Source organism: Kaistella gelatinilytica, assembly GCF_015679325.1.
GTDB lineage: Bacteria > Bacteroidota > Bacteroidia > Flavobacteriales > Weeksellaceae > Kaistella > Kaistella gelatinilytica.
This window is the reverse complement of sequence record NZ_JADPVI010000003.1, coordinates 278,438-292,125: the sequence shown is the minus strand read 5'-3', so window position 1 is coordinate 292,125 and position 13,688 is coordinate 278,438. Positions and strand designations below refer to the sequence as shown.

At 35.7% G+C, this 13,688-nt stretch carries 12 protein-coding genes; 8 read left to right on the top strand and 4 right to left on the bottom strand.

Translation table 11 applies throughout. The features are described from left to right. Nucleotides 1-10: 10 nt before the first annotated feature. The 3 genes from IV494_RS12200 to lepA all read left to right on the top strand — a co-directional run bounded on the left by IV494_RS12200 (nt 11) and on the right by lepA (nt 3,496). A complete protein-coding gene (locus IV494_RS12200) occupies nt 11-526 on the top strand; it encodes a hypothetical protein (protein ID WP_196080414.1) in 516 nt (171 codons plus the stop codon). Between the two features lie 97 nt (nt 527-623). Then, nucleotides 624-1,628: a hypothetical protein gene (locus IV494_RS12195; RefSeq protein WP_196080413.1), complete on the top strand. Its 1,005-nt coding sequence runs from the start codon at nt 624-626 to the stop codon at nt 1,626-1,628. 71 nt (nt 1,629-1,699) lie between these two features. Next, the gene (lepA, locus tag IV494_RS12190; RefSeq protein ID WP_196080412.1) at nt 1,700-3,496 is read left to right on the top strand and encodes a translation elongation factor 4; all 1,797 of its coding nucleotides are present in this window, start codon (nt 1,700-1,702) and stop codon (nt 3,494-3,496) included. Nucleotides 3,497-3,665: 169 nt separating this feature from the next. Here the strand turns inward: lepA and IV494_RS12185 are convergent, their stop codons facing one another. Together IV494_RS12185 and IV494_RS12180 are read right to left on the bottom strand one after the other, a co-directional pair. Continuing rightward, entirely contained in the window at nt 3,666-4,448 is a 783-nt protein-coding gene (locus IV494_RS12185) for a hypothetical protein (protein WP_196080411.1), read from the bottom strand. 7 nt (nt 4,449-4,455) lie between these two features. Next, on the bottom strand, nt 4,456-4,992 hold the full coding sequence (locus IV494_RS12180) for a hypothetical protein (RefSeq protein WP_196080410.1): 537 nt from the start codon (nt 4,990-4,992) through the stop codon (nt 4,456-4,458). Nucleotides 4,993-5,137: 145 nt separating this feature from the next. Between IV494_RS12180 and IV494_RS12175 the strand changes: the two genes are divergently transcribed. After that, nucleotides 5,138-6,835 carry a M14 family zinc carboxypeptidase gene (locus IV494_RS12175; protein WP_196080409.1) on the top strand — a complete coding sequence of 566 codons (1,698 nt, stop codon included), beginning with the start codon at nt 5,138-5,140 and terminating at the stop codon, nt 6,833-6,835. 40 nt (nt 6,836-6,875) lie between these two features. After that, nucleotides 6,876-7,271 carry a DoxX family protein gene (locus IV494_RS12170; protein ID WP_196080408.1) on the top strand — a complete coding sequence of 132 codons (396 nt, stop codon included), beginning with the start codon at nt 6,876-6,878 and terminating at the stop codon, nt 7,269-7,271. Between the two features lie 57 nt (nt 7,272-7,328). Here IV494_RS12170 and IV494_RS12165 read toward each other — a convergent pair whose 3' ends face one another. Beyond that, nucleotides 7,329-8,210: a cupin-like domain-containing protein gene (locus tag IV494_RS12165; RefSeq protein WP_196080407.1), complete on the bottom strand. Its 882-nt coding sequence runs from the start codon at nt 8,208-8,210 to the stop codon at nt 7,329-7,331. 167 nt (nt 8,211-8,377) lie between these two features. Between IV494_RS12165 and IV494_RS12160 the strand changes: the two genes are divergently transcribed. Continuing rightward, nucleotides 8,378-11,083, top strand: a complete 2,706-nt coding sequence (locus IV494_RS12160) for a Plug and carboxypeptidase regulatory-like domain-containing protein (RefSeq protein WP_196080406.1) — start codon at nt 8,378-8,380, stop codon at nt 11,081-11,083. An 82-nt stretch (nt 11,084-11,165) separates the two neighbouring features. Next, nucleotides 11,166-12,035, top strand: a complete 870-nt coding sequence (locus IV494_RS12155; RefSeq protein WP_196080405.1) for a GLPGLI family protein — start codon at nt 11,166-11,168, stop codon at nt 12,033-12,035. A 48-nt stretch (nt 12,036-12,083) separates the two neighbouring features. Here the strand turns inward: IV494_RS12155 and IV494_RS12150 are convergent, their stop codons facing one another. After that, complete coding sequence (locus IV494_RS12150; protein WP_196080404.1) at nt 12,084-12,581, bottom strand: DinB family protein; 498 nt, start codon at nt 12,579-12,581, stop codon at nt 12,084-12,086. Between the two features lie 131 nt (nt 12,582-12,712). Between IV494_RS12150 and IV494_RS12145 the strand changes: the two genes are divergently transcribed. Then, a complete protein-coding gene (locus tag IV494_RS12145) occupies nt 12,713-13,609 on the top strand; it encodes a GLPGLI family protein (protein ID WP_196080403.1) in 897 nt (298 codons plus the stop codon). Nucleotides 13,610-13,688 lie beyond the last annotated feature (79 nt).

Genomic DNA, 13,688 nt, shown 5'->3' with positions numbered 1-13,688 from the left:
TAAAAGAAACATGAAAAAGATTTTATTTTTGCTGATCACGCTGTTTTTAACTTCACAAAACAGTTTTGCTCAAGCACAGAAATACGATTGGAAAACGATGAAACCGGACCAAAGGAAACAGATCATTCAGAAGATGAGTCCGCAGGAAAGAAAATCGGTTTTGCAGGAATTTCGCGAAAATATGATGGTTTCAACACTGGCTGTTCCGCAAAATACGCAGGGTGATTTTAAATCTTTGTATTCTGAATATCAGGAAAAGCAAAATTTGATCAAAAGTAAGTTCAAATCTGGCAGCGATTACGAAAATATGAGTGATGATGAGGCAAAGAAGCAGCTCAACGAGAGTTTTGAAGTTGGTCAGCAACTTTTAGACAACCGAAAAATGTATTCTGAAAAGTTTCTGAAAGTAATAAAACCGCAGCAAGTTCTTCAAATGTATCACACGGAAGGAAAGATGCGAAGTAAAATAATAGAAAAAAAAGAAGACGGACAAGGAAATCCTAGTACGCAGCGTAGAAGACCATAATAGTTTATTTTTAATGTTTGAGCGACCTCTGCAAGTTTTTGTAGAGGTCGTTCTTTTTCTCCTGAAAATTCTTATTTTCACCACAGAACAATGACTCATGACAAAGACCCTTTTAATTTTTCTGTTGCCTCTATTTATTTTTGGACAGGAAAAAAAGATCATTAAGCTGAATTATCCACTGAAAGATTATACAGGAACTACAAAAAGTTTGGAAGTTATTGACTTGAGAAAAAATAAAGTTTTCAGAAATATGGTTTTTCGGGGAAAATATTATTCTTTTAGTTTTCCTACCAATGATTTAAGCGCAGATATCGAAAATTGGTTCGAAAAAAACAATAAAAAAAGAGATAAAGGCACAAACGACATTGTATTGCTAATAGAAAATTTAGCGATTACTGATAAGGTGAAAAATGATGAGATTTACTGTGTCTTAGATATGAAATTTAGTACTTTTCTCAAAAAAGATAACGGCTATTATTTTTTGAAGAGATACGATAACGTAATAAGTTTTAGCACCAAAGAAATGGGCGGAATCCCAGATCTTTTTGTGGATAATACGCAGAAAGTTCTCCAAAATTTAATGTTCAGTACTTACAGAGCAACGCCTTCTGAAACTGTAATTCCCATGGCTGATCTCTACAATTACGAAGATATTTTAAAAGCGACTTACCCTGTTTTTTCAAACAGTAAACTAAAGAATGGAATTTATCTGGATGCTCAAAGTTTCTTTAAACAAACGCCACTTGAAAATTATAAAATTGTAAGAAGTGATGGCGACGTTGTAAAAGCCATCGATCCAAATGATAACAAAATCCCGGCAAGGAAATTCTTTTGTTATGTAGAAAGTGGTAAGGCGTGCAAAAATTCGCAGGCAGGATTTTTAGAAATGTTGCATGACGAAAGAGGGTTTTATGTAAATGCAAATAAATTCATGCTTTTCCCGGAAGAAATTAATACATCATCTGCATTTTTTCTTTTTGGAGCAGTCGGCGGAATCGCAGCCGGAATTCAGTTTAGTGTGAAATACAACAATGCTTTAAAAGATGAAAGATATCCTATTTACATCGATTTTTTAACAGGAGAATATTCCTTTGTTAAGTAAATCTGGACTTTTAAGAAAAAATGATCTTTTTCTCTTCGCTTTCATTATCTTTGCAAACTATCTAGAATTGAATGAAAAACATACGAAATTTTTGCATTATTGCACATATTGACCACGGTAAATCTACTTTGGCAGACCGGCTTTTGGAATATACCAATACCGTGACTTCCCGAGAACTGCAGTCTCAGACTTTAGATGATATGGATATTGAGAAAGAACGTGGAATCACCATAAAATCTCACGCCATTCAAATGGATTATGAATTAAATGGAGAAAAATATATTCTTAATTTAATTGATACTCCGGGACATGTAGATTTCTCTTATGAAGTTTCCCGTTCCATCGCAGCCTGTGAAGGTGCGCTTCTGATTGTGGATGCGGCTCAAAGCATTCAGGCTCAAACGATAAGCAATTTATATTTAGCTTTAGAAAATGATTTAACCATCATTCCAATTCTGAATAAGATCGATTTACCTTCTGCAAACCCGGAAGAAGTAACCGATGAAATTATGAACCTAATTGGTTGTGAATATGAAGACGTTTTACGCGTTTCCGGAAAAACTGGAGAAGGAGTTCATGAATTGTTAGAACATATCGTCAACAGAATTCCGGCACCGGTTGGAAATGAAGACGGTCCGCTTCAAGCACTGATTTTTGATTCAGTTTACAATCCTTTCCGTGGAATTGAAGCTTATTTCAAAGTTGTCAACGGCAGTATTAAAAAAGGACAACGGATCAAATTCATGGCAACCAACAAAATGTATGAAGCCGATGAAGTTGGAACTTTAAAACTAAAACAAGTCGCAAAGAAAGAAATTAAAACCGGCGATGTTGGTTATATTATTTCCGGTATTAAAGATGCGCGCGAAGTAAAAGTCGGTGATACGATCACCACTTTTGAAAATGGCGCAACTGAAGCAATCGACGGTTTCGAAGAAGTAAAACCAATGGTTTTTGCCGGGATTTATCCCATCGAATCAGAGGATTTTGAAGAATTAAGATTCTCTTTAGAAAAACTGCGTTTGAATGATGCTTCTTTGGTTTTCGAACCCGAAAGTTCTGCCGCACTAGGTTTCGGTTTTCGTTGCGGATTCCTCGGAATGTTGCACATGGAGATCGTTCAGGAAAGACTCGACCGCGAATTTAATATGGACGTTATCACGACCGTTCCCAACGTTTCTTACCACGGTTACACCAAAAAAGATCCTGAAAAAATGATCTTAATTAACAATCCATCAGAAATGACAGATCCGATGACGATGGATCGCGTTGAAGAACCGTTTATCAAAGCATCCATCATTACCAAATCCGATTATGTTGGTCCCGTGATGACTTTGTGTATCGAAAAGCGCGGCGAAATTGTTAACCAAAGTTATTTGACTTCCGATAGAGTAGAGCTCGTTTTCAATATGCCTTTAGCAGAAGTTGTTTTCGATTTTTATGACCGTTTGAAATCCGTTTCCAAAGGTTATGCCTCTTTTGATTATCATCCGATCGGTTTCCGCGCTTCAAAATTGGTGAAGATGGATATTCTCATCAATGGCGATATGGTCGATGCGCTTTCGTCCCTGATTCACGACAGCAACGCCTTTTATATTGGAAAAAGAATGTGTGAGAAATTGCGCGAACTGATCCCGAGACAACAGTTTGATATTGCAATTCAGGCCGCTTTGGGAGCGAAAGTTATTGCTCGTGAAACCATCAAAGCTTTAAGAAAAGACGTTACCGCAAAATGTTACGGAGGCGATATTTCCCGTAAACGTAAATTGTTGGAAAAGCAGAAAGAAGGAAAGAAGAAAATGAAACAAATTGGTAGAGTAGAGGTTCCACAATCCGCATTTATGGCGGTGTTGAAGCTGAACGATTAAATTCTTTATTTGGGCAGCTTTTCCGTCTTCCGTTCCCGCTTTTTTATTTAGTGGCTTCGACAAGCTCAGCCACCAAATAAAAAGAGCTCCACTCAAGCCGGGCTGCAGATTTTCGCTTCGTCAAAAAATACGTAATAATATAAATTCCTGAATTCGTTCAGGAATTTTTTTATGGCAATTCAAAAATTCTAGTCTGTTTTTCAAATAATTTTGGATTGATATTTCCTTCAAACTCTGCAGAGAAAAAATAATAAGAAAGTCCAACTTTAAATTTGGTTTTCATTTCACCTTTAAGATAGTTCACTGAAAAGATAATTATTTCTTCGGGATTCAAAGTCCAGTATCTTCGGTTTAACATATTATCACCACAAACAAAAGCATTATCATTCCAGATTAATTGCCACTTATTCTTTTTGTTAAGCACGAAAGTTCCTAGCGACTCATTCTCTGGAAGGATGATTTTTCTTCCAGAAATATTCTTTACAAAAACCGGAAATGATTTATATGCTTTAATATTCCTCGCAGAATCAATTACGAAATGAGGAATAGTATCGTTTGGTTTAACTACAATTTCTAATAGATCGTGACTAAGAGAATCAAACTTGACCGGTTTATTTGAAAATTGCATTCTATCAAATTCACTATGAAAATACTTGTCACGCATTCTATTAAAGATAATAGAATCATTAATATCTTTTTCTGTTTTCACATAACCAAAGGGACGAGGAGGCGGTGGAGGTGAAAACATCGACACATAATACTTAATCGGAATGGAATCTTTAAGTTTCCCTATGTAAATTATTGACGAGCCGTATTCGCCAATTCCCTCATTAAATTTCTGGAATTTCATGTCAATTTTATTATTGTTCGTTAAAACAATATTGTCCGCAAAAGATTTCTTTTTGCAGCCAATTAAAATGAAACCTAAAATGAGTATAAACCAATATTTCATTATCAACTTATATATTAACTCCCGCATTCATCAACCATTCTCCCTGCGATTTTGCGGAGATATTGATTGTCGATTTCGCTGCAATTTTTCCCTGCGCTTTACCAATAGACTTGCTCACCATCTCGTGCTCAATCATCTCATCTTCTTTCATTCCCATGCTTTTCAACAGATCTATAATTCGTGCGCTGCCAAATAACTCGAAAATAGGTTCTGCCAATGAAGATAAAACGGTAATTTCTTTTTTTCCAAAACGCGTCGCCAGTCGTTCTTCTTCTGCTTGCAAAGGATGATGTTCCACAAAAATGAAGTTTTTATCCTCTTGCATCAAGCCTAAGCGAGCTGCTAAATAAACCTCTTTTTCGAGATTATTTTCTTCGAAATACAGTTGAAGACTATTTCTGGTTTCCTCAAACCAAGCCACGAATAAGATATTTGGATCAGATTTCCCCAATTCCAGGCAAGCCTCGAATTTGGCTTTTTCTGTTGCCCAAATTTTATCATGAACAATCAATTGCTTCTTTTTTTTACTGAATAAACCAAACATAATGAGATGTTATTAAATTTTAAAATGAGAAAAGATAAATACTTCAAAAATTATTTAACTGACTTTCCTTATAGAAAGTGCGAAACTTAATTTACTTAATTTTTTTAAAGTTAATGTTTTTTGTACTTTCGAATAAATTTAAGAAATGAAATTCATAACCAGCCTCTTCCTTTTTTCCTCAGTATTTATTTTCTCCCAAACCAAATTGCAAACCCCTTTCGAAAAAGGCAACGGAAACCAAACCACCACTTACGCAGAAATGGTGAAATTTTACGACGATCTCGCCAAAGATTATTCCAGTATTACCAATGTGACTTTTGGTTTCGATGATAATGGTGAACCTATAAAAGTGGTTATTTACAATGCCACGGTCAATAAAAGTAATCCAACGATCCTCATTAATAACGGAATTCATCCCGGCGAACCAGATGGAATTGATGCAACCATGATGTTGATGCGGGATTTGGCGACCGGGAAAGTGGTGGTCAATAATTTGAGAATAGTGGCAATTCAGGCATACAATATTTCAGGGATGATGCGAAGAGGAAAATACAGCCGCGCGAATCAGAATGGTCCGGAAGAATATGGTTTTCGCGGTAATATTCGCAATTATGATCTGAACCGCGACTTTATAAAAAATGATACGGAAAATTCGGTTGCTTTTCAAAAGATCTTTCAGCAGTTCAAACCCATCTATTTTATTGATAACCATGTAAGTAACGGGGCTGATTATCAATATTTATTCACCTACATTTCTACAAACAAAGAACGATTGGGAAAAAATTTTGGACAATATTTCAATGAAAAAATGCAACCTGAGATTGTACAGAATTTAGAAAAGAAAGGAATTTTAACCACACCCTATGTAAATATTCACGGTGATTCCCCCGACGAAGGTTTTCCAGCTTTTATGGATTCTCCGCGGTATGCAACCGGTTACACCGCGCTTTTTAATACGATGGGAACGGTGGCCGAAACACACATGCTGAAACCTTACAAAGACCGCGTTCGTGCGACTTATGAAAACATGTTGATCTCTATTAATTATACTGCAAAAAATGCCACAGAGATCAAAGATAAAATGGCAGCAACACTGGCGGATTATCAACCAAAAATGAAATATCCGGTTCAGTGGAAAGTTGATAGTACTCAATTTAAAATGATTGATTTTAAAGGATATGAAGCAGGTAAAAAAACAAGCGAAGTTTCCGGAACACCAAGACTTTTCTATGACAAAACGAAACCATTTACCCGAAAAGTAAAATATTACAACACTTACATTCCCACCAAAGAAATTGTAATTCCCTCTTATTACATTATTCCAAAATCAGAACATAAAGTTCTGGAGTATTTGAAACGAAACAATATTGCAGGAAAAATTATTCGCCAGGATTCCACGATTTTGGTTCAGCAGTATAAAATTTCAGATTACAAAACGGTTAAAAATCCATACGAAGGTCATTATCTGCATTACGACACAAAAACAGTTTCAGAATCGAAAAATATCAAATTCAGCGCAGGAGATCTTTTGGTTCCAACGAAACAATACGGTGTAAAATATTTACTCGAAACTCTAGAGCCAGAAGCGGTTGACTCCTTCTTTAGCTGGAATTTCTTTGACGGAATTTTGGGACAAAAAGAATATTATTCCGATTACGTTTTCGAAGATACCGCTGCGAATTTGTTGAAAAAAAATCAGGTTTTAAGAACCGCTTTTGAAATGGAAAAAGTTTTAAATCCCGATTTTGCGAAAGATGGGAAAGCCCAATTAGACTGGGTTTATAAACATTCAGAATATTACGAAGGTAGCGTTGGATCTTATCCGATCTTCAGAATTTTATAAATAGAGATTTAAAGATTAAAAACATAATAATTTAATTAAAATGATAAAAAATTTGATAAGAATCGGCTTGGGTTTAGCAATGATTGGTGCGGGAATCGGTCATCTTTCTTTTGTTCGGGAAACCTTTCAGGCACAAGTTCCGGATTGGGTTCCGTTTTCGAAAGATTTTGTCGTGCTGGCTTCGGGAGTTGTCGAAATCTGTTTTGGATTAGCGATGGTTTTTTTAGCAAGGAAAAAAGAGTACGTCGGGTTGATCCTGGCGATCTTCTACGTTTTGATTTTCCCTGGAAATATTCATCAATACACAGAACATCTTGATGGTTTCGGCTTAAATACCGATGCTAAAAGACTGGGAAGATTATTTTTTCAGCCTGTGCTAATTTTCCTAACTCTTTATTCTACAGATGGATGGAAACTTTTGAAGAGATCTAAATAATTAAAGATCTTCATAAAAATTATAGAAAACGCCTTCAACAAATTGAAAGCGTTTTTTTTATTTTGGTAAGCCTTTTTTCAAAGCATAATTGGCGCGTTCGACCGCTTTCCTTTCTTTCCAGTCCATGTATTTATTTTTGAATTTCCCTTTCATGAAATTATCGAAATTTCTTTGAACGACGAGATTCCATAGAGAATGCGCTTTTACAGCCAAAGATTCATCCCAAGCTCTTTGTGATATTGAAAAACTACCGTCTAAATATCTCATATAATGCCACCAACCGGTCGGCATAAATAAAGTGTCACCGTGTTCCAGAATACATTCAATTCCTTCAACACCATCTAAAGCAGGGAATTTTTCAAGATCAGGATTCGAAATGTCATAATCTTCCAAAGCATAGGTCGCAAAAGGAAGTTTATAAAGCCGCTCTTTCCATTTATAATCAAATAACAGCACATGTTTCTGCCCATTAAAATGAGTGTGGAAAATGTGTGGCATATCGATATCAAAGTGAATGAATGTTTGCGAACCTTTTCCACCGAAAAACATTGCAGGATATTTATCTAAAAACCCACCCATTAATTCTTTCGGAGAAATATAATCTTCTAAAAGTTTGGGAGCAGATTTAATGGGATCGAAAAGAAAGATACGCAAATCGGTTGGCGTACTTTTAATCAAATCGATATAATCACTGAATTTCATTTTTGCAGCCGACGAATTGATCGGTGCCGAAGGATCAGCTTTCGAAGAATCATAAAGCGGAACTTCTACGTCTCCCACGACTTCCTTCATATAATCCATGGTCCATTTCTGGTAAGCCGGCCATTTTTTTGCCATGTTTCGAAGGATCACAGGTTTGCGCGGAAGCAAATATTTTTCCCGAAAATCTTCTTTCGAAATGTCTTCTACAACCTCGATTGGTGATAAGTGAAGTCCCATATTACGTAAATGTTAAGTGGCAAAATTAAGTAAAACTATTTTTAAAGGGCTAAAAAATAATAGTTTTTATCAATTAACCTTCGTGCTTAAGCAATGCGCTTTTAGGTGATCTTAAGTAAAACCTGTAACAATAATTCTAAAATGAGTACTAATTTTAAAAACATTTCATGAAACATTTTTCCACGCTGGTCATTACCTTTTTATTTGCTTTTATTACTCATGCCCAAACTGTAGTCACTGGAAAAATTACCGATGCAGATGGTCATGGGATTCCCAGCGCAAGTGTAACGATTGAAGAACAGGGAAAAGATGCGATCATGGCATTTTCTATTTCTAATTCGAAAGGAGAATATAAAGTTACTTTCACGTCAGCTGATTCAAACGTTGATCTAAAGATAAAAGCCTTTAATCAAAAACTACTTTTCCAATCCATTAAAAATCAGACCCAAACTTTGAATTTTAATATGGAATCTGATGCGACTGAAATTAAAGAAGTCAAACTGAAAACCAAAATGATCACCAAAAAAGGCGATACGATTTCTTATGATTTAAAAGCCTTTGAGAGTAAAGCTGACCGTACTTTAGCTGATGTTTTAAAGAAAATTCCCGGGATTGATGTGAATGCCGACGGAAGTATCCTTTATCAAGGAGAACCTATCAATAAATTTTATGTCAACGGAAAAGATTTGATGGAAGGTGGTTATGGAACCATCAATAATTCCTTGCCGAAAGATGCCGTACAAAAAGTAGAAGTGATGGAAAATCATCAACCGGTGAAGATTCTTCAGGATAAAGTTCCTTCTGAAAACGCCGCCATTAATGTAAAATTAAAAAACAGCGTCACCATGACCGGTCGTGGCGAAGTGGGAACTGGTTTTGGAAATCCCTGGCTTTGGAATGTCAAACTGACTCCGATGTTTTTCGGACAGAAAAATCAATGGGTTATCAATTATAAGACCAATAACAACGGCGACACCGTAGAAAAAGAGGGAAATATTCTCTCTTTCGGAAATCGTTTTGAAGGACGACGGGGAAATGTTTCCCAAAACGACTGGCTGAATGTTGAAAATGCGACCACACCAAATCTTCCGGAAAAAAGATATTTGATGAACAATGTGCATTATTTTTCTGCCAATCTTTTGACCAATCCTTTTAAAAGCAAAGATTGGGAACTGAAAGCCAATGCGAGTTACACCAACAATGCGGTTTCGCGGGAATCTTTCTCCCAAACGACGAGTTTCCTCAATAACGGTGCCCAATATTTAACCAATATCGCCAATAAATTCTACACTGATAAAGCAAAAGGTGAAGTCATTTTTACCAAAAATGCGAAGAAAGGATTTTTCAAAAACGTAACAACTTTCTCTCAATTCTGGAATGCTGATCGCGCAGATGTCATCAGAAATGATATTTACGGAAACAGAAACGGAGCAGAAGCGATAGAATCTCCGACTTCATCGTTTCAGAATTCCCTGAGTACCATTATTCCCTGGAAAGAAAAACTGGTGAATTTAATGTCTTATGTGAGTTATCAAAATGATAGACAAACCTTGCAGATTTCGCCTTCTTCTTATTTGAAATTTAATGATTTGACGAATGCAGGACATTTCCTTTTTGAAAATACCGATGCGGTGACTCAGAATCTCAGAATTAAATCTTTAGAAATCAACCATTCTGCAAGCGTAGGATTTTCTGCAAAAAAATGGACTTTCACGCCGGAAGTTGGATTTAATTTCTCAACCGATCAGTTAAACAGTCAGTTTTCAACTATTACAAATAATGTTATTTCTCCTTACGGAAAGGATTATGAAAATGATTTGAAATTTACGAATGCCGTTCCTTACGCTTCATTGGGGATCAATTACAAAGGTGATGCGTGGATATTGTATTCTCAGTTGCCAATTAATTTCAATAACATTAAAGCAGAAGATCCGGAAAGAAATGTTTCTAAAAAAATTAATAAACTTACCTTCGAACCTACACTTTATACGCAGTATTCTTTTGCTTCTTTCTGGAAAGCGAGTGCAAGCGCAAATCTGAATTATAATTTTGGGGATACAAAAGACACTTATGCTGGTTATATATTTTCCTCCCCAACTTCTCCTTCTGCAATGTCGGCGAATAATCCAATCCCGGAAACGCTGTCTAAATCAGTGGGCTCAAAATTAGAATACAGGAATCCGCTGAATAATTTATTTTTCAATGTGACTTACCGCTACAGTAAAACGAATAGAAATATTATCGGAAATTCCATCAATAACGGAGCAGGTTTTATTCTGACAAATTTTATTGAGAAAGATAACCAAAGCAACTCCAACTCAATGGGCGCAGAAATCGGTAAATATTTTCCATCCTTTAAAACAAATGCTTCACTGAGTTTTAATAATACGATTTCAAAAGCAGATGCTTTGACGACCGATCAGAATAATGTACAGTATTTCTTTTTGAACAAAGTAAATTCTCAAACCGCCGGATTTAAGTTTAACAATACTTTTTTCTCCTGGATGAGCATTGATTATAATTTATCCTTTAACTGGAGTCACCAGACGAGTAAACTGAATGATTCTAAAAACTCAGGCTTCAATCATAATTTAAGTACTTATTTTTATCCTTTGGCGAATCATACGATCGGTTTCAACTGGGATCAAATTAACTCCGGAAGTAATTTAACAAGTTACCGCAACGCTTTCTACGATTTGTCTTACCAATATACCTGGTCAAAAAAGAAAATCGATTTTGAACTAAAATGGCTGAATATTGCAAACCGAAAAGTATTTGAAAGATTTGCAACCAGCGCCACTTCGACAGATTTTACGAGAATGCAACTGCGTCCGAGCCAAGTCATGTTCACGGTTAAATTTAATTTCAAATAAAAACGCATCTTGTACTTTGACAAAGTTCAAATCTTTTTCAACGTTCCTTAAAAACCCATTATTATAAATAAAATAAATCGCTATGAAAAAAATTGCTTTTCTTTTATTTTTTGGATTAATGGTTTCTGCACAGAATACAAGAGTTATTTATGAATATAAATTCCGACCGGATTCTTCGAAAAGCGACAGTTTAAAAACGGAATGGATGTATCTGGACATTAATAAAAATGGGTCGAAATATTACAGCAAAAACAGTTTTGAAAGCGATTCGATTGTCGCCGAAAGCATTAAAAAACAGATGGCATCCGGAGCAAGAAGTATTTCTGTTTCGAGGAATTCCCAAGGTGGCGAAGTAAAAGATGAGGTTGAAAAAACGTATCCAGATTACAAGATCTATTTAATCTCTTCATTAGGAAATGATGCTTACAAAGTTTTGGAAGATCGAAAACCCGAATGGAAAATTTCTCCAGATAAAAAGCAAATCAGTTCTTTCAAAGTACAGAAAGCAACCACAGATTTTGCCGGCAGAAAATGGATCGCTTGGTTTACAACCGACGTTCCCGTTCAGGATGGACCGTATAAATTTTCCGGACTTCCAGGCTTAATTGTGGATGTTTCTGATGAAACGGGAAGTCACAAGATGGAATTAAAGGGAATTAAAAAGATTGCAACAACCCAAATTGAAGATTTTGACACAAAAGGAAAAGACATTCCTTTTACGCGAAAAAAACCGCTAGATGTTAGTAGAAAGCAATATTTGAAACAGCTTAAACAGTATGAAAATGATCCTGTTCAGGGAATGCGGGAAATTCTTGCGCAACCGAATTCTAAAGTGAAAATTAATGTGAATGGCACAGAGATTTCAGATCCTAAAGAAGTTTTGCGGTATATGGAAAAGGATGCAAGAGACGAAATGAAAAAGAACAATAATAAAATTGAATTAATTCCTTAAAATACGATCCCACCTTATTGCTAAGGTGGGATTTTTAATTTTCAAAAACTAAAAACTCTGGTCATCCGCACTCGGTCCGTAACTTCCAGGAAGCGGAATGTCATTTAGACGGTAGTAAATTCCCAATTGCGCTCTGTGATGGGTAATTTGATTCAGCGCATGTCGAAGTGCTTCATACTTATTAAAATCCATAAGTACCGTCTCTCCCATATTCATGGACCATCTTCCGCTTAAATCTTCCTCATTCGTATTTTCAAAAGTATTCTTTGCTTTTTGGTAATCTTCTTCAAATTTTTGCTGTAATTCTGCTTTAGAATTTAGAATGGTGGGTTTGTAATCACCTGCTGCGAAATCTAATTTTTCGGTCTTCATAATAATTTCCGGCCACGCAAAAATTTCTGCGACATGCGTTGCAAGAGGCATCATTTTCATGCTTTTTTCGTGCGGTGCATATTCATTTTTTCCTTCAGGATAAACTTCGAAAAACTTCCTGGTTGTTTCGTATTCGTCCTTAAATTCTTTTTTTAGGTTGGCTAAACTTTCCATAATTTTTTGTTTTTATAAAGGTAGCGACCATAATTTGATTTGTAACGTAAAGAAATATTAAATTAATTTAAAATATTCTTAAAATCTGTAACAAATATTTTGATTCGATAACTAATGTATAAATATTTAAAATGAAAAAGATTTTCACCCTCTTTTTATTCACGGCTTTTTTTGCTTTAAACGCACAGGAGACCGCCAACAGATTCTTTTATGAATTAACCTTTAAACCGAAAAAAGATTCGGTAAAAGTGGAGAAAGTCATGATGATTTTAGACATCACCAAAGACAAATCTCTTTACCGCGATTATACCTTAGTTGCACAGGATTCTATCTTAAAAATTCAGGTCGAGCAAATGCAGAAAGCCGGGGTTTTCAAAGATCTTTCGAAAAGCATCACAATGCCGAAATTTTCTGAGAAAATATATAAATCTTATCCAGACATGAAAGTTCAGTATGTAGAAAGAATTTCCAGCGGATTCACTCCCTTGAATATTGGCTACAACGATGACACAAAATTTGACTGGAAAATTACGAACGAAAAAGCAAAAATCGGAACCTACAATACCCAGAAAGCGACTACCGAATTTGGTGGTAGAAAATGGAATGCGTGGTTTACTTCAGACATTCCTTTTCAGGATGGGCCATACAAATTTCACGGACTTCCCGGTTTGATCGTGAAAATTGAGGACGAAGGTAAAAATTACTCCTGGGAATTAAAAGGAAATAAAAAAGTTCCTAATTACAGCGAAACAACTTATATCGAAACAGTTTCCCCAGGTGGAAATGGCGGAAAAGTTCAGGAAGTAAGTCGGGAGAAATTCAATAAAACCTTTACTGAATATAAAAAAGATCCATTTGCTTCAGTAAGACCGATGTTGAAACCGGAAATGATGACCCAAAAAATGCCCGGAAGTGAAACTACGATCGAGGATATGGTTAAACAACAGGAAAAAATGCTCAAAGATTTTTACGGGTCGAATAATAATCCGATCGAATTAACACCGGTTGCTCCTAAAGCCGGGAAATAGACTTTCAATACCCTATTTTATATTGTTTAAAACCCTGATTCAGCATTTGTTTCAGGGTTTTTTATGAATTAAATCACTT

What these genes read in the sequence shown, in the direction of transcription:
- IV494_RS12200 (WP_196080414.1), top strand. Translation starts at nt 11, where the DNA reads ATGAAAAAGATTTTATTTTTGCTGATCACGCTGTTTTTAACTTCACAA.
- IV494_RS12195 (WP_196080413.1), top strand. Translation starts at nt 624, where the DNA reads ATGACAAAGACCCTTTTAATTTTTCTGTTGCCTCTATTTATTTTTGGA.
- lepA (WP_196080412.1), top strand. Translation starts at nt 1,700, where the DNA reads ATGAAAAACATACGAAATTTTTGCATTATTGCACATATTGACCACGGT.
- IV494_RS12185 (WP_196080411.1), bottom strand. Translation starts at nt 4,448, where the DNA reads ATGAAATATTGGTTTATACTCATTTTAGGTTTCATTTTAATTGGCTGC.
- IV494_RS12180 (WP_196080410.1), bottom strand. Translation starts at nt 4,992, where the DNA reads ATGTTTGGTTTATTCAGTAAAAAAAAGAAGCAATTGATTGTTCATGAT.
- IV494_RS12175 (WP_196080409.1), top strand. Translation starts at nt 5,138, where the DNA reads ATGAAATTCATAACCAGCCTCTTCCTTTTTTCCTCAGTATTTATTTTC.
- IV494_RS12170 (WP_196080408.1), top strand. Translation starts at nt 6,876, where the DNA reads ATGATAAAAAATTTGATAAGAATCGGCTTGGGTTTAGCAATGATTGGT.
- IV494_RS12165 (WP_196080407.1), bottom strand. Translation starts at nt 8,210, where the DNA reads ATGGGACTTCACTTATCACCAATCGAGGTTGTAGAAGACATTTCGAAA.
- IV494_RS12160 (WP_196080406.1), top strand. Translation starts at nt 8,378, where the DNA reads ATGAAACATTTTTCCACGCTGGTCATTACCTTTTTATTTGCTTTTATT.
- IV494_RS12155 (WP_196080405.1), top strand. Translation starts at nt 11,166, where the DNA reads ATGAAAAAAATTGCTTTTCTTTTATTTTTTGGATTAATGGTTTCTGCA.
- IV494_RS12150 (WP_196080404.1), bottom strand. Translation starts at nt 12,581, where the DNA reads ATGGAAAGTTTAGCCAACCTAAAAAAAGAATTTAAGGACGAATACGAA.
- IV494_RS12145 (WP_196080403.1), top strand. Translation starts at nt 12,713, where the DNA reads ATGAAAAAGATTTTCACCCTCTTTTTATTCACGGCTTTTTTTGCTTTA.